Annotated in this window: 11 protein-coding genes; 8 read left to right on the top strand and 3 right to left on the bottom strand. The window is 46.5% G+C overall.

From position 1 onward, the window contains the following. Window positions 1–118: 118 nt before the first annotated feature. A complete protein-coding gene (locus QUA50_RS20520; RefSeq protein ID WP_333266365.1) occupies window positions 119–1,207 on the top strand; it encodes an ABC transporter ATP-binding protein in 1,089 nt (362 codons plus the stop codon). Window positions 1,208–1,680: 473 nt separating this feature from the next. Here the strand turns inward: QUA50_RS20520 and QUA50_RS20510 are convergent, their stop codons facing one another. Then, on the bottom strand, window positions 1,681–2,451 hold the full coding sequence (locus QUA50_RS20510; protein ID WP_333266364.1) for a TerC family protein: 771 nt from the start codon (window positions 2,449–2,451) through the stop codon (window positions 1,681–1,683). Window positions 2,452–2,789: 338 nt separating this feature from the next. Between QUA50_RS20510 and psaM the strand changes: the two genes are divergently transcribed. Together psaM and QUA50_RS20500 are read left to right on the top strand one after the other, a co-directional pair. After that, window positions 2,790–2,885 (top strand): photosystem I reaction center subunit XII, encoded by a 96-nt coding sequence (gene psaM, locus QUA50_RS20505; protein ID WP_015174804.1) that lies wholly within the window; start codon window positions 2,790–2,792, stop codon window positions 2,883–2,885. Window positions 2,886–3,170: 285 nt separating this feature from the next. Further along, entirely contained in the window at window positions 3,171–3,584 is a 414-nt protein-coding gene (locus tag QUA50_RS20500) for a slr1601 family putative cell division protein (RefSeq protein ID WP_333266362.1), read from the top strand. A 354-nt stretch (window positions 3,585–3,938) separates the two neighbouring features. Here the strand turns inward: QUA50_RS20500 and ctpA are convergent, their stop codons facing one another. Next, a complete protein-coding gene (gene ctpA, locus QUA50_RS20495) occupies window positions 3,939–5,177 on the bottom strand; it encodes a carboxyl-terminal processing protease CtpA (protein ID WP_333266360.1) in 1,239 nt (412 codons plus the stop codon). Between the two features lie 129 nt (window positions 5,178–5,306). On the opposite strand from ctpA, the gene QUA50_RS20490 reads away from it, so the two are divergent. The 3 genes from QUA50_RS20490 (at window position 5,307) to QUA50_RS20480 (ending at window position 14,542) form a co-directional block, all read left to right on the top strand. Further along, complete coding sequence (locus QUA50_RS20490) at window positions 5,307–5,468, top strand: hypothetical protein (RefSeq protein WP_333266358.1); 162 nt, start codon at window positions 5,307–5,309, stop codon at window positions 5,466–5,468. Window positions 5,469–5,898: 430 nt separating this feature from the next. Then, the gene (locus QUA50_RS20485; RefSeq protein ID WP_333266357.1) at window positions 5,899–13,122 is read left to right on the top strand and encodes a S8 family serine peptidase; all 7,224 of its coding nucleotides are present in this window, start codon (window positions 5,899–5,901) and stop codon (window positions 13,120–13,122) included. A 358-nt stretch (window positions 13,123–13,480) separates the two neighbouring features. Next, window positions 13,481–14,542: a calcium-binding protein gene (locus QUA50_RS20480; RefSeq protein ID WP_333051794.1), complete on the top strand. Its 1,062-nt coding sequence runs from the start codon at window positions 13,481–13,483 to the stop codon at window positions 14,540–14,542. A 23-nt stretch (window positions 14,543–14,565) separates the two neighbouring features. On the opposite strand, the gene QUA50_RS20475 is transcribed toward QUA50_RS20480, so the two are convergent. Next, window positions 14,566–14,805 carry a hypothetical protein gene (locus tag QUA50_RS20475; protein WP_333209843.1) on the bottom strand — a complete coding sequence of 80 codons (240 nt, stop codon included), beginning with the start codon at window positions 14,803–14,805 and terminating at the stop codon, window positions 14,566–14,568. A gap of 336 nt (window positions 14,806–15,141) precedes the next feature. Between QUA50_RS20475 and petB the strand changes: the two genes are divergently transcribed. Both petB and petD read left to right on the top strand, forming a co-directional pair. Further along, complete coding sequence (petB, locus tag QUA50_RS20470) at window positions 15,142–15,810, top strand: cytochrome b6 (RefSeq protein ID WP_015174799.1); 669 nt, start codon at window positions 15,142–15,144, stop codon at window positions 15,808–15,810. 183 nt (window positions 15,811–15,993) lie between these two features. Continuing rightward, the gene (petD, locus tag QUA50_RS20465) at window positions 15,994–16,476 is read left to right on the top strand and encodes a cytochrome b6-f complex subunit IV (RefSeq protein ID WP_333051797.1); all 483 of its coding nucleotides are present in this window, start codon (window positions 15,994–15,996) and stop codon (window positions 16,474–16,476) included. Window positions 16,477–17,335: the final 859 nt, after the last annotated feature.

Here is a 17,335-nt window from a genome sequence, read left to right as displayed (position 1 = left end):
AAAAGTCTAGCCTGCTATTTTATCAGTATGTGTAAACATTTGTCAAGCCTTTATGATAATTAATCTCACTAAACTGGTATATTGTAGAATAGTAAGTTGTTGATTATTTATAGCAATAATGGCTCGACCGATAATTCTGCATTTAGATGGTGTAACCAAACAGTATGCCCAAGCAGCATCACCGGCGGTGGCATCTGTCACCCTGACCTTACATCAAGGAGATATACTGGGGTTGTTGGGGCCATCGGGTTGTGGGAAAACAACGTTGCTGCGGTTAATTGCTGGTTTTGAACAGCTACAAGCAGGGACGATCGCCCTAGCAGGGAAAACTGTAGCCAGTGTTAATATGTCAGTCGCGCCGGAACAGCGAGACATTGGTATGGTGTTTCAAGACTATGCACTATTCCCCCATTTGACAGTCGCGAAAAATGTAGCTTTTGGCTTGACGCATCAAGGAAAAGAGTCAAAGCATAATATTCAGAAAGGTGTCACCGAAGCATTAGCGTTGGTGGGATTAGAAGGATTAGAAAATCGTTATCCCCATGAATTATCCGGGGGTCAGCAACAGCGAGTCGCCCTGGCCCGTGCGTTAGCCCCTAGACCGGCGATTATTTTACTAGATGAACCGTTGAGTAATTTAGATGTACAAGTACGGTTAAGATTGCGTCAGGAAGTCCGCGAGATTCTCAAAGCAACGGGAACCTCTGGTGTATTTGTCACCCACGATCGCGAAGAAGCACTTTCGATTTCAGATTGGGTAGCGGTGATGCGTCAAGGCCAATTAGAACAGTTTGGCACTCCAGAGGAAGTTTATCAAGAACCAGCATCTAGATTTGTGGCTGAGTTTGTGACTCAGGCTAATTTTGTGTCTGCATCGCTGAAGCAGGATTTTTGGGAAACAGAAGTAGGTTGTTTTGCTGTTAAAGGAGATTCATTTGTCAAAGTTCCTTGTGATGTTTCTACTGAAGGAGAATTGATGATCCGGCAGGAAGATTTAAGTTTATTCTTAGATGAAGATTCGGCTGTTGTGATTTGCGATCGCCAATTTTTAGGTAGAGAAAATCGTTATTGTTTAAAAACTCCGTCTGGCGAAAAGTTATATGCACTCACAACCACAGGAAATGTTTTTCCTATTGGTTCTAAAGTTCGGTTATCTTGTGGTGATAATTCTCCCTTAGCTTTCTTTGTCGGTAAGCCTAAGCCATAGCTAATGGCTAATTGCTAATAGACATCTCCGAAAAAGAATCTAAAACCCTTGCCCTATGTAGAAAAGGTTATTTGCAGCCACTCAACAGGAAGGTTACATTTTTTACCGACAGGTGAAATGCGATCGCCTACAACCTCTTCCCCTCGCCCGCCTTATTTCCCTAAAGCCTCACAAAATACAGCCACCACCAAGGATCAAATCAGATCCGGATCGCCAACCCCATCAGCAACAAATTCCCCTCACTATCCCAGCAGCCTAACCATTGCTGAGTCTGATTTTGATAAATGGCTTCCCATAGGTTCAATTGTACTCCCATGAGTTCGATCGGCTACTGAAGGGAACAATATTAAAAAATAAAAGCCTTTCATCCCCGGACTAAAGTCACCGGGATGAAAGGCTTTTGCACGTTTTGACCAGCCTTCAATCTGGTTGGTTTGACAGATTTAAGCTAATTTTATTCAAATGAAAGTATCTTAAATTTCGGACTTCTGTCCTTGCGATTCTGGCACAGCAACTTCTGAATCCGGCTGATTCAGAGCCATTTCTAGAGATTTTGCAATCTCGACTGGCTCAGGAGTACGCTTAGAAAATCCCCAGACAAACATCAAGACGATACTGGAAACTAGCAGCCATTGCGGCGGAACTAAATCGGGATTAATTACTTTCACCAACAACCGCATTCCCACGAACCCAACTGTGATGTAACCAGCACTTTCTAGGTGAACGAACTCATCCAGCCAGCGGATGAACAACCCGGCCATGAATCGCAGGGCAATAATTCCAATAGTAGCGCCTGTTACGACGATAAAAGTGTCGTCAGAAACAGCTATCGCAGTAGTAACGCTATCCAATGAAAACGCTAAATCGGTAAAAGCAATCATGGGAATTGCTTGCCACACAGTCGCAAATCTGGGCCCGTGATGTTCTCCTTCAGAGTCTGTATCTGAAGTAAAATGTTGGAAAACAAGCCACAGCAGGTAAAGAGCACCCAGCAGTTCAAACTGCCAGTATTGGATCACCCAAGTAGCCGTTAAAATTAGGGCGATCCGCAGTACAAAAGCAATTATCAAACCCAAGTTGAGAGCTCTTTGCTGATCCTTGGCATCTTCCAAACCTTTAGAAATAGACGCCAGGGCGATCGCGTTGTCAGCCGAAAGTACAGCCTCCAAAGCCACCAAAACCAACAATAATAAAAAGCCGTCAACTCCAAAATTGGGTGAAGCGTCGAGAAATTGATCTAGCATTAACTATTTTGTGCACCTAAAATTGGCAAGGGTCGAGCGCAGCGCAAATTACCCGCTCTGTTTAAAATTAGTGTCACCTTGATTTAAATCTTAACCTAACGCGGTAGTTCTGTGGAAGGCGATCGTCCGAACAACGTCCGAAAGAAGCAGTCCCAGGAAACAAGGAAAAATTCTCCCCCTCCCACACTCAAAAACTGCGCCACTGCGTCACTGCGCCACTGCGCCACTCCTCCCCGGAGGCACCATTTGTGTTGCAAGTTGTAACAAATGATTCCCAAAAGCGCCAATTTGTCTCAAATTGGTGAAAGCTCGTCCCCGCGAAAAGGAGTTTTGCGAATATGTCTTTAACAGATACCCAAGTCTACGTAGCGCTCGTAATTGCTTTGATTCCCGGAATCTTGGCTTTCCGGCTGTCAACTGAACTGTACAAATAGTTTCCAGACACCAGTTGCGAACCGCAAAACGCCTGCCCGAGCAGTTAAATCTCTCGCATTACAGATACAGACAATTGCTGCCCCAGTGCAGTAGATTGTTTGTGTTCAGCAAGATGAGACTGCAAGGGCAGGCATTTTTATGGGAAAATTCCGTCTTCAGGCGTCACCTTTGTCTCAACAATTTTGGCTGTCAGCACCCTGACTAACAGCGGTGAGTGTGCGTTAAGCTCAGAATTTGCTCTGTTGAACTCTAAAACGTCAGTCTCAGGTATTTGAAAAAAAATTATGCAAGCGATTCAACCCACCGTTACCCCACTGCGTCCCGTAAAAAAATCCCCTCGGGTTACTCCTCGTCGCAGCAGCCGCCAGCGTTCCTACCCTCACCAAACCCTCGCGGCCGAAACAGGGGTCAAGTTGGCAGTCAACATGGTACTTTCAGTCTGTGCCACTTCTGCTTTGCTTCAGCTTTGGCCTCACTACCGGGCGGTGCAAGAAAAATTGCACGAAATCCAAGCAGAAGTCAATCTTACCCAAGGGCGAGTCGATCGCTCGCGATCGGATTTTAACCGCTACTTTGACCCTAATCTTGCTAAAACTGTGATGCAAGAGCAAAGCAACCAAGCTGACCCGCAGCAGCGTCCGGTGATTTTGCAAGAACCCAATGTACCCGAAGCCGAGGAATCAACCCCGCAACCTTAAGGGAAGGGCTGTTTTGGGTTTTGATATCACGTCCGATGTGCATCATTCTTGTATGTCATTGGTTCGCACAGCGAAGAATGACAGATGAATCTGTCGGACGTGATATCACTTTTAAGGATCGCGAATTAAATAACTTACAATTTTAATTGTTATTGTGGGATGGGCTCTTATAGCCCGTCCACTCATGACGGGCTATAAGAGCCCATCCCACTTTCAAGAGTGGAAGTTATTTAATTCTCATTCCTAAGTAAAAAATTTTTTAGATCGTTCTTGTCTGTCGTGGCGAAGCAAACGCAGAGACAGACAGACCTGCGTATTGTCACCTGTTGCAATCTCAAAACTGCAAACTCCGGCTTATACTGACTTTGCCAGCACGGTTTTTTCTTTCAGTAGTTGCAGTGCAGCTTGATATTGCAAGTCTGCTGCGGTGCCAATTCGATCGCGCGCGATGGGTTCCAAAGGTACTACGCGATCGGGCGAAATCCCCAGCTTGTTAATATCTTTATGGTTCGGTGTCTCGTACTTAGCAACAGTCACGGCCAACCCAGAACCGTCAGACAAATCAAACAGAGACTGAATCAGTCCTTTGCCAAAAGTCTTTTCTCCTACCAGTTGAGCTCTGCCGTTATCTTGCAGCGCACCCGCCAAAATTTCGCTAGCACTGGCAGTTCCCTTGTTTACCAAAACAATCAGCGGATCGTTAGTTAGGGCTTGTCCAGAGGCTTCAAAACTGCCGAGAATGCCTTGTCTGTTCACCGTGTAGACGATCGTCCCGGAATCGAGCCACAGGCGGGCAATTTCAATCCCTGCTTGCAACAGTCCGCCCGGGTTGTTCCGCAGGTCGAGAATGTAGGCGGCGGCTCCTTGTTTTTCCAAGCGGTCGATCGCGTGAGCGACTTCCTCAGTAGCGTTAGCGCTGAATTGACTCAAGCGAATGTAGCCCACCGGCAAATTTTCCGACCCCGACTGCAATTCGGCGTAAACCGGATTCAGAGCAATGCGATCGCGCACTAGCTCAATTTCCTCAGCAGCGTCCCTTCCCTCGCGCCCCAAGGTGAGGGTAACAGCAGTGCCGATGCGGCCGCGCATTCGAGTTGCGGCTTCGTCTAGGCTCAATTCTGAGGTAGGAGTGCCGTCAATTTTCAGAATGCGATCGAGAGGTTGGATGCCGGCTTTGTCCGCCGGTGAGCCGGCCAAAGGAGCCACCACTGTCAGGGTATTAGTCTGGGGGTCGATCGCAATTTGCAGCCCCACACCCGTCAATTCTCCCGAAGTGTTGACCTGCAAGCTGCGGTACTGTTCGGGTTTTAGCAGTCGAGTGAAGGGGTCGTCGAGTTTCGCCAGCATCCCCTGAATCGCCGTGTAAGTCTGCTGTCTGTCGTTAAGCGGTTCCTTGACAGCTTTTTGGCGAATCGACCACCAGTTTTGAGAGTTAAAGCTGTCGTCCACATAAGAGCGATTGACAATCCGCCAAGCTTCGCTCAATAGCTGCTGTTCAGGAGTCAGCGCCGCCGCAGGCTGCGCCCACCCACCTAGAACCAGGACGACTTGGAGGAAAAATACAATAGCAATCTGGAAAACTCGTCTGTGCATGATTGTTCCGTAAAATACCAGTAAGTATTACATTTTATGTATTTTACGTTTGTACGCTGGGAACGCTGTTGCAGATTTAACTCGCCTCTTGAACGATCGCGAGCGTCCCGCTGGCACTTGTAAATAAATATGAGCGATCGATCGGTCGTCGATGATATTACGCGCGATCGTCTCAGCAATAGAGCGCGATTCGCTTGCGCCCTGGGCTGGCGCGACCCGCGAGGGATTGCTTGTAAACCTGGTTCGACTCTCCGCATAGATACTAAAGCACCTCCTGACTATCTCGATTAGTCTTGGACGCATCGGAGTTGACAAACCGGGTTTGATGTACGAAATTACTTCGTTAAGCTGTCGCGCAGTTAAATTGTATGTTGAGGGCGGGCGGGACGCTAGGGCCCCTACTCCCCACAAGAATTTGATTGTTTTTTAACAGACAATTTAAATGTAGAACAGCTTATCACGCGCAGATTCGGTAAAAAATTCGGTTTGTGAGCCTCGCAGTGCCTCCAGGAGTGTCTGTCTGGATGCAACAAAATTTAGTGGCATCCCTACATTATCGATACGTTAAAAATTAATGATTGTATCGTTGGTTAAGTTATCAAAACTTATATGAATTTTGATAACGAAAGTGGGAAAAACAAATATTTTTTGGATAGCTGCTAAACAAAAACATAAGTCATAGGATATCCTAATATTTTATTTTAATTTTAGCAGGTGTGTCATGTTAAACTCACTAACACCACTGTCCTCAAAAGCGATCGCATTTATCGATGCTGCCGTCCCCGACCCTCAAATCTTAATCGACGGCGTTATCCCTGAAACCGAGGTAATTCAATTAGAGTCAAACCGCAACAGCCTGGAACAAATTGCCGAAGCTTTGCAGGGAGAGAAATTTTCAATAATTCACATTATTGCCCACGGGCAACCCGGTTGTTTGCAACTGGGGAACGTTGAATTGAGTTGGAAAAATTTGAGCGCTCGCGCGGGTAATTACGCAGCAGCAGTCCAAGCATGGGCGCAATCCCTGACACCAAATGCTGAAATTCTCCTCTACGGCTGCAATGTTGGCCAAGGAAATATAGGCCAAGCATTTGTAAACAGCCTGAGTCAACTAACAGGGGCAAGTGTTGCTGCTTCGGAGAATCTGACAGGTTGTGCGGCAAAAGGCGGCGATTGGGAATTAACAGTGACAGCGGGGACAATTAAAGCTGCCATTGCATTTGGGCCAGAAGCGATCGCAGCTTACGGCCACGTTCTCAATACGTTTAGTTCTGGTGGTAACTTTAATGCGGGAACCAGTCCATCCTTTGTTGCGACTGGCGATTTCAATACCGATGGCATCTTAGATTTAGCTGTTGCTAACCCCACCACCAATAGGGTTTCTATTTTACTGGGAAACGGTCAAGGAGGATTTAACGCTGGAACTGATTTGACTTCGGTATTGGGGCAAACCGCGATCGCCGTTGGCAATTTTAACGGCGATAACTTTTCCGACTTAGCGATAACTTCCGCACAAGGTGTCGAATTTAGCAGCATTTATATCTTTTTAGGATCGGGTAACGGCAACTTTAACAACCCGGCATTTTTGACTGCCATCGAAAATCCTAGCGCGATCGCTGTCGGCAATTTTAATGCTGATGATTTACTCGACATTGCCATTACTCAATCCAGCGGCAATGGTTTTGTACCTGAAGGCAATGTTGGCATTTATTTGGGAACGGGACAAGGCGGTTTTGCCACTCCTGTTACTGTGAATGTTGGGCAAAGCCCTAGCGCGATCGCTGCGGGAGATTTGAACGGCGACAATTTTCTCGATATCGCCGTAGCCAACCAAAATTCTAATAATATTACCATATTATCGGCAAATGGTCAAGGTATTTTTGGCAATCCGACTAATATTAATGTCGGTCAAAGTCCGAGTGCGATCGCAGTCGGAGACTTGAACGGTGACAATTTTCTCGATATCGCAGTCGCCAACAGCGGTTCTAACAGCATCTCAATTTTATTTGGAACAGAAAATGGCAGCTTTGGCAATCCGACCAATATTAATGTTGGCTTAAATCCAAGTGCGATTAAGATTGGCGATTTTAATGGCGACAGCAGACAAGATTTAGCGGTTAGCAACAGCGGTTCTAATAACGTTTCAATTTTGGCGGGAAATGGAAGTGGCGGTTTTAGCAGTGCGACTAACTTTAGCGTCGGCACAAATCCGAGTTCTCTGGCGATCGCAAATTTCAATGCGGACGACAGACTCGATATCGCAGTTGCTAACAGAGGTTCTAATAATGTTTCAGTTCTCTTGAATTCACCGAACACAATCAATTTCGGTACGGCTACTTTCAGCGGGACTGAAGGGGATGCAGATACAGTCGTTAATATCCCCGTTACTATCAGCGGCGGTACTCCTTTTGCTGATGTAATTGTACCAATTGTCAGCGATACCAACAGCAGCGCTACCCAAAATTCTGACTACACCCTATCGCCAACTTCCCTAACTTTCCCCGCAGGCGGAACGAGTACAGAACAAAATATTGCAGTCACTATTAAACCTGACAATATCGCTGAGAATGCAGAAACAGTCATTCTCAACTTTGGTACGATCGCAGGTGGCATTGCAGGTACGACAAATCAAGCGACCCTAACTATTCCCAGTAACGGCACTGTTTCTTATGCTGTTGCCGCCGCTGTAGCTGCGGTAGCTGAAGGCAATACGGGAACTGTATCCGTTACTTTTACCGTTACTCGCAGCGGCGGTATAGGTGCAGCCAGCAGCGTCAATTATGCGATCGCCGGGACAGCTACCAACGGCAGCGATTACAACAATATCGGCGGCACTTCCGGGGCAACAGACGTTAACGGTACGGTTAATTTTGCTGCGGGCGAGACATCGAAAACGATTACTTTGGACGTTTTGGGCGACAGTGCGATCGAACCGGATGAAACTATTAGTGTCACGTTATCAAATCCGATCGCACCAGGCCCGACTCCAACAATTACAACTGCTACTGCTACAACTACTATTACTAATGACGACACTGCTGGAATTTTAGTCAATCCCAATAGCGGATTAACGACAACAGAAGCAGGAGGAACAGCAACATTTACTGTCCGACTCAACTCTCAACCAACTGCTAACGTGACTGTTGGCTTAAGCAGTTCCAATGTTGCCGAGGGAACAGTTTCTACACCCTCCCTGACATTCACTCCCGCCAATTGGAGTGCGCCGCAAACTGTAACAGTAACAGGCGTTGACGACAATATTGCTGACGGCAATCAAACTTACAATATTTTCACCGCTGAGGCTGTTAGTACAGACAGCAATTACAGCAATTTCAATTCTGCCGATGTCAGCGTTACGAATAGCGATAACGAAACTCCCGGCATTACCGTTAATCCCACAGCAGGATTAACGACAACAGAAGCCGGAGGTACGGCTAATTTCAGTGTTGTCCTCAACACTCAACCTACGGCACCTGTTACTGTCGCTTTAAGCAGTTCCAATCCCGCTGAAGGAACAGTTTCTACTAATAGCTTAAGTTTCACTCCTAATAACTGGAATCAGGCGCAGACAGTAACCGTGACAGGTGTTGGCGACAATATCGCTGACGGCGATATTGCTTACACTATTGTCACTGAGGCTGCTGTTAGTACAGACAGCAAATACAGCAATTTCAATCCCTCGGATGTCAGCGTTACTAACAGCGACAGCGATACAGTCGGCGTTACCGTTAATCCGGCCAGTACCGCAGCAGCCGAAGGCGGTGCAACGGGAAGTTATAAACTTCAGCTAAATTCGCGGCCCACAGCGCCCGTAACAGTCAGCTTTGACGGCGGGAATCAAATAAGTGCGCTCGCCCCCATTAGTTTCGACGCTACTAATTGGAATATTGCCCAAACTGTGACTGTGATTGCGACGGATGACACAGTTGTAGAAGGTACTCACACAGGCACAATCAATCACGCGGTAACAAGTACCGACGTTAAATATAGCGGAATTGCGATCGGGCCTGTTACTGTCGCCATTACTGATAACGAAACTACGCCAACACCAACACCGCCAACACCAACTCCGCCAACACCACCGACACCAACTCCGCCAACTCCGCCAACACCAACACCAACTCCGCCAACACCAACTCCGCCAACTCCGCCAACACCAACACCAACTCCACCAACACCCACACCAACACCGCCAACACCAACACCCACTCCACCAACACCCACACCAACACCAACTCCACCAACACCAACTCCACCAACACCGCCAACACCAACACCAACACCAACTCCACCAACACCAACTCCACCAACACCGCCAACACCAACACCAACTCCAACTCCACCAACGCCAACTCCACTACCGCCAGTAATCATGCCGCCGACGATACCTGCTGGCATTACTGTCGATCCGACATCAGGATTAGTCACCACAGAAGCGGGAGGTAAAGCAACATTTACAGTCAAACTAAATACTCCGCCAACTGCTGATGTCAGAATTGATTTAGAAAGTTCCAATCCAGTAGAAGGCATAATTTCTCCACCATCGCTGAACTTCAACTTGGCTAATTGGAATCAAACGCAAACGGTGACGGTAACTGGTGTTGATGACAAGGTTGTTGACGGCGATCAAACTTACAGGATTGTTACCCAACCTGCTGTCAGCAACGATCGCAATTATTCCGGTTTAAATGCAGCAGATGCGATCGCGGTCTCTATTGATAACGATCGATCGAATGATAACGGCGGTCAATTGCCACCAATCGATCCAGTCACTGGTTCACAATACAAACCAGGCGAACTTTTAGTGAAACTGAGACCCGGTGCAAGCAATGATTTTCTAGGCAATTTTCAAGCTAATGGAGAGATAGCGCTAGAAAACCTAGTACCATCAAGCTCCCAATTTGACTTCACACCCAGTCCATTAGATCGGTGGCGAATTGTCAAATTTTCTTCAGAATTAGATTTGCTGCAAATTCAAGAAAACTTAGCTCGAGATCCCAACGTAGAGGCAGTAGAACTGAATTACCAAGGTTCCTATGATTTCATACCAAACGATACCAGATTTAGCGAACTGTGGGGTTTAAATAATACTGGATTAGAGGGAGGCACATCAGATGCTGATATCGATGCCTCGGAAGCTTGGGATAGTCAAACAGGTGACAGAAGGATAATTGTTGCAGTTACGGATAGTGGCGTAGACTACAACCATGAAGATTTAATAGCCAATATTTGGACTAACTCAGGAGAAATTCCTGGCGATGGTATTGACAACGACGGTAACGGCTACACAGACGATGTTCGCGGCTACGACCTTTATAACAACGACAACGATCCAAGTGACGATCTCGGTCACGGAACCCACGTTGCTGGAACCATTGGTGCAACTGGTAATAACCGCATTGGCGTTACTGGAATTAACCATAATGTTAGTTTGATGCCTTTGAAGATTGGCAGTCGCATAGGACCAGATTTAGTCTCTATCACCAGAGGGATTCGTTACGCTACCACTAAGGGTGCAGATGTCATTAATGCTAGTTGGAGAGTACCTAACTCTAGAGCTTTATTTGACGCTATCAGTGAAGCTAACAGTGCAGGAGTTCTCTTTGTCGCAGCAGCAGGTAATAGCAGCTCTAATAATGACATCACACCTTCTTACCCAGCTAACTATGACCTTCCCAATGTTATTTCAGTTGCAGCAACAGATCGCAATGACCAACTAGCATTTTTCTCCAATTTTGGAGCTAGTACCGTAGACTTAGGTGCACCCGGAAGAAGCATTTTGAGTACAGTTCCCGGTAATAACTACGGTTTCTCTGACGGAACTTCAATGGCAGCACCCCACGTAGCAGGTGCGGCGGCGTTGCTGTTAGCCCAAGATCCAACCTTGACTGTCGCCCAACTAAGAAACTCTATCCTCTCAACAGTTGACCCGTTGCCTTCTCTCGCAGGCAGAACTGTTAGCGGAGGACGTTTAAATCTTCGCAATGTTCTCAATCCTGTCAACCGTCCGCCATTCTTAAATATTCCGTTCCGGGAACAAGGTTTGAGTTTGCAACCGGGTTCGAGTCCTCAATTGCAGTTTACTTTTCAAAACGACACTTTCATCGATCCCGATCGGGGCGATACCTTAACTTATACAGCAGATTGGTATGAAAATGTCACCAACTTTGAGTGGCGAAATGTCAGCGGAGGACGATCGCCACTTCCGACAAGTTGGAGTCGCATTAGCCCCTTACCAACTGGCATGAGTTTCGATCCGGCTAGCCGTACTTTCAGGGTTGATGATAGCTTGCAGCGCAATCGCAACTACTGGATTCGAGTAACAGCAAGGGATGCTGATGGTGCATCGGATATAGCATTTTTCGATCTTTATAATCGAGGTCGAGGTTCTGTTATTGACGGCTACATCGCTGGGGCTACAGTTTTCTTAGACGCTAACAAAAATGGCGAACCTGATGCTAGCGAACCCTCTGCAACAACTGGCCCAAAAGGTGAATACGAACTCGATATTTCCTTGGAAATTTTTGACAAAAATCGCAACGGCGAACTCGATCCAGAGGAAGGCAATATAGTTGCTTTCGGCGGCATTGATACAGCAACTGGTTTGCCTTTGGAAACGCCTGTCACTGCCCCGCCTTACGCTACTGTTGTCACCTTGTTAACCACTTTAGTAGCGAATTTAATTGACAGAGGAATTGACAGCGATCGCGCCGAATCTCTCGTCAAATCTTCACTTTCCATTCCCGCTAATGTTGACATAACGGGTTTAGATCCGATCGCAGCTACCGAAAACGCGATCGCGGGTGGAGTAGAAACTTTGACTGCAATGGTCAAGGTACAAAACGTCATTACCCAAACTGCTGCTTTAATAGACGGTGCGTCGATTCTGGACAATACCGACACCGTAAAAGCAGTTGTAAGTGCGATCGTTCAACAAATTCAATCGGGGACAACTTTCAATCTCAGCGATCCCAACCAGTTAGCAACAATTGTCGATCGCGCCGCCACAGCAGCCCAACAATTTGACTCGGATTTAAACACCCAGCAATTGTTGCAAATTGCCCCGGATGCAGCTAAGGTAATGGCCGAAGCAAATCAGCGCGTTGACCGAGTTGTATCCAACACTGCAACAGCTTCAGTTAACCGAGAAGTTGCCCGCGTGCAAAAAGTAGCCCTAGGCGAAACCTCTGCAGACTTAAAAGCAGTCGGTACAGGTACGAAATCGATCGCCCAAGTTATTGCCGAAAATACTGGTACTGCCTTAGATACCAAAATTCAACAAACCACATTGCCCGATACACCTGCCGTTGCGGTGATTGAAGGAGAAATAGATGCGATCGCAGCTAACTCCAATCTCACCGGAACTGACGGCGACGATAACCTCTCCGGCGACAGCGGCAGCGATACAATCGCCGGCAAACGCGGCAATGATACTCTCAGCGGTGTTGGCGGCAACGACTGGATACACGGCAATCAAGGCAACGATTCCCTCGACGGTGGCGACGGCAATGACACTGTTTACGGCGGCAAAGAAAGCGATAATTTGTTCGGCAATAATGGGGAAGATATCCTATTTGGAAATCGCGGTCAAGATAGCTTGAGTGGAGGGGAAGGCAATGACAGTCTTTACGGCGGTCAAGCTAGCGATATTCTGCTGGGCGGTAACGGATCTGATTTTCTCAGCGGTGAAAACGGCGATGACAGTTTGATAGGAGGAAATGGGAGCGATCGCTTCTTAATTTCAGCCAATTCTGGCAGCGATATCATTTTTGATTTTGAACCAGGCATCGACTTCTTCGTACTTGCCGAAAATTTAACCGTCTCGCAACTTTCTATTATTCCCAGCAACAGTGCAACCTTAATCAGCTTGACAGCAACCGGGGAATTTTTAGCTGCGCTCAATGGCGTGACAGCTAACCAAATTAGCATCAATGATTTCAGTTAAAATATTAGGAACAGGCAAATTGTGTGTCCCTAATATTTGTTCAACAATCACGGATGATGCAACCTGAATCGCTCTAATTCATCTGCGTTAATCTGTGTTTATCTGCCCTAATCTGCGGTTAAAAAAAGAGAATGTATTAACCGCCCCGGACAAGGGATTGACGCTGATTAACGCAGATGAATAAAAGAGAGATAGGAATAAATCCGATGCTAACAGATTTGATATCAGGACTAAAGTCATTACCAAATTCAAAATTTAAAATTTAAAATTGCAGGGAGGGGAACAATCCAAAATCTAAAATCCAAAATCTAAAATTGAGTGACTGTAATTGTGAAATAGTTTTCAGGAGGACAATTTTATGGTAGTTATATGCGGTGACAATTTCGATAATTTGCTATCCGGTGGAATTGGCGATGATTCGCTGTGCGGGCTGGGAGGCAATGATACTCTATTTGGTTTGGGTGGTAATGACACTTTAGATGGCGGAGTAGGAAATGATAGTCTCGCAGGTGGAGTCGGTAACGATCGCCTTTTGGCCTACTCTGGTAACGACAGTCTCAGCGGTGGCGAAGGCAATGACAAACTTGAAGGAGGTGCCGGGAACGATCTTCTTGAGGGTGGCGAAGGCGCGGATTTAATCAGAGGGGAAGACAATAACGACAGTATCTTGGGAGGGGCTGGCAATGACTGTCTTAACGGCGGTCAAGGCAATGATACGGCGATCGGAGGAGATGGAGACGATCGCTTGTTTGGTGGCAGCAACAACGACTTTTTAACGGGCGGCAAAGGTAACGATCGCCTGTTTGGAGAAAGTGGGAACGACACTGTAATAGGTGACTTAGATAATGACTACATTAACGCCAATACAGGAGACGATTTGCTTGAGGGAAATCAAGGCAGCGATACCCTGATTGGCGGGCCGGGTAATGACATCATATCGGGTTACGGCTTTTCCTCAACAGTAGCACAAATCGATTATTTGATCGGGCAAAGTGATGCTGACATCTTTGTTCTCGGTTCGTCAAATGCCCGTCCTTACCTTTTCTATAGCGGTGATAATGCCTATGCCGTTATTGAGGATTTTAACCGGGTCGAAGGTGACAAAATTCAAGTTGTTGGCTTCGTACAAGATCGTGACGGCCCTCGCTTCTTCTCTTACCGATTTGAATCTTATGATGACGGTATCACACGGGGAACTCGGATATTGGTCGGATCGGATTTAATCGCCGACGTTAAAAATGTTACAGATGTGAGTCTATCCGATTGCGCGATCGTTTCGACAGGTTTTACACCGCCATCGCGAGACTTTCCATCCTTCCCGTCTCTGCCGGAAATTCCCTTTCCGATACCGCCACTTCCCACTCCTTTCTCGCCAATACTGCCAGTTTTTCTGGAAAGTTTGCTTTCTTTTCAATTGTGATCAAACTTTGCGGATGGGGCCAATCACCGACTTTTTTTACGGAAATACGCAGGTTGCAGCCAGCAGATTTTGTTAGAAAGGACTGCAGTCCTGACTGCAAAACAAGATTCGATTGTACGATCGAACCGGATCGGGCTACTCGATCGACCGTGAGGGCGTTTGGGGCCAAAAGGTAAAGTTTTGCGATCGAGATGAAATTTGGGCTCTCCCGGCAAACCGATTTCCGGCTCGGACTGCTTTCTGTAGCTCAGCCTTCCCCCCATAGCAGCTTGGGCGGATGTTGAGATTCCGAAAAAAGCCTTTTAAGTGTCCAAAAAGCGATCGGGCGCGTGAAAATTGCACGGCAATTATGTTACATTTTTTATCACAGTCTGGAATTCGATCGGGTAACGCCAGCGAGTAGGGACAAGCCACCGCTTAGTTTCCCAGGGCTTGCAGGCGATCGCACAAGAGAGTTCCTTTCGTCAGCTCCAAATTTAAAAAATAGCCTCAGGCATTTGCTAGTAAAAGCAAGCTGCGAGGCGCGGGGCGACAAAAAACCTTGTGGCTGCTGCCCTGAACCTCAACCACAGCAATATTCTTTTAGGAATTCTGGCTCCATGTTTTCTAAACAAATCACCGACTCAAAAACCTACCAGTGGTTTGAGGAACGCCTGGAAATTCAGGCGCTCGCCGATGACATCACTACAAAGTACGTACCCCCGCACGTCAATATTTTCTACTGCTTGGGCGGAATTACTTTAGTTTGCTTTCTGATCCAGTTTGCCACCGGATTCGCCATGACTTTCTATTACCGTCCCACGGTAGCAGAAGCTTTTTCTTCAGTGCAATACCTGATGACTGAAGTCAACTTCGGCTGGCTGATCCGCTCCATCCACCGCTGGTCTGCCAGCATGATGGTGCTGATGATGATTTTGCACATCTTCCGGGTTTATCTGACCGGCGGCTTCAAAAAGCCCCGCGAGTTAACCTGGGTGACAGGAGTAATCTTGGCAGTCATCACTGTTTCTTTCGGCGTGACCGGCTATTCGCTGCCTTGGGATCAAATTGGTTACTGGGCAGTTAAAATCGTTTCCGGCGTCCCCGAAGCTATCCCGTTTGTCGGTTCTTTGATGGTTGAACTGCTGCGTGGCGGTGTCAGCGTCGGTCAAGGCACTTTGACTCGCTACTACAGCTTGCACACTTTTGTGTTGCCTTGGCTGATTGTAGTGTTCATGCTGGCTCACTTCTTGATGATTCGCAAGCAAGGTATCTCTGGCCCGTTGTAAGTTTTGAGTTTTGGGGGCGGTATTTTTTTGCCCCCCCGCCCAATTGTGAGTTGAAAATTCAGAATTCATCACTCATGATATTTATTTACGGCTAATACTTCCTGCGATCGCGCCGCTGATTCAAACTAACGAATACAGCGGAATGGCAGCCCCGGGTAAAACTAAAAGGAGAACACTCTCACTATGTCTATTATCAAAAAACCAGATTTGAGCGATCCCGCCCTCCGCGCTAAGCTCGCTAAGGGCATGGGTCACAACTATTACGGCGAACCAGCTTGGCCTAATGACTTGCTCTACGTTTTCCCTATAGTCATCATGGGAACGATTTCTCTGTGCGTGGGTTTGGCTGTACTAGACCCGGCTTTGGTTGGGGAAGCTGCTAATCCTTTTGCTACTCCGCTGGAAATTCTGCCGGAATGGTATTTGTGGCCTGTGTTCCAACTCCTGCGCGTTTTGCCTAACAAATTGTTGGGTATTGCTTGCATGGCCGGTGTTCCCGTTGGCTTGATTTTGATTCCGTTCATCGAGAATGTTAACAAGTTCCAAAATCCGTTCCGCCGCCCTGTTGCTACTACTGTTTTCCTGTTGGGAACTGCGGTAACTCTGTGGTTGGGTATTGGTGCTATTTTCCCGATCGACAAATCTTTCACACTGGGTCTTTTCTAAGATTTAAGTTTGCTTGATTTTGACGCCTGCGGGTTTCCTGTAAAGTGCTTTTGTACTGCTGGGAAACTTTAGCGGGCGTCAATTGATTTTAGATTTTAGATTTTAGATTTTAGATTGGGGATTGGGGATTTGAGATTAAAGAATTGAAGAATTGGGGATTGGGGATTTCATTTTATTTGAGATTAAAGATTAAAGAACTGAATAATTGAATAATTGTGGATTGGGAATTTCAATTGATAGAAGAATTGAACCATTTAAGAATTGAAAGATTGGGGCTTGGGAATTTGGGGTTTTTAGCTCTATTATTTAATAATAGTCAGTAATTACAGCATATTCCATGTATATCTAAGCTGTGGAGCATTTCAACCAGTAACGAGGCTAGTAGGGTGCGTCATTCGCGAACCCTTACGCTGAAACGGAAAACCTTAGATGCTGACGCACCTTACGCAAGTCCTTTAAATGCCGAACAGCTTAGTACACACAATCTTGTAGTAAGCATCCGTGCGTCGCCACTCGTCAATCTGCAAGTTCTATTTAAAAGGTCGCAGATCCGTACCCTACATAGGATAGCGAATTAAATAACTTACAATTTTAATTGTTATTGTGGGATGGGCGTCGGGCCCGTCCTTTTTGGACGCCCATCCCACTTTCAAGAGTGGAAGTTATTTAATTCTCATTCCCTATTAAAATCACACAACATAAATATAGCGGCTACTGTACTTCATCAACCACCGAATATGCTGTAATTCTCTGAATTTATTAAATTAAATTCAGAAGCATACAGAAGCCTAAAATATTATATGTAAATATATCAGCACAAACAAAACCATAGTATTTTGTAGGAGCGAGTTCCTGTAAA

It is taken from the genome of Microcoleus sp. M2_D5 (genome assembly GCF_036701935.1).
Taxonomy (GTDB): Bacteria; Cyanobacteriota; Cyanobacteriia; order Cyanobacteriales; family Microcoleaceae; genus Microcoleus.
This window is presented reverse-complemented; position numbering and strand designations above follow the sequence as displayed.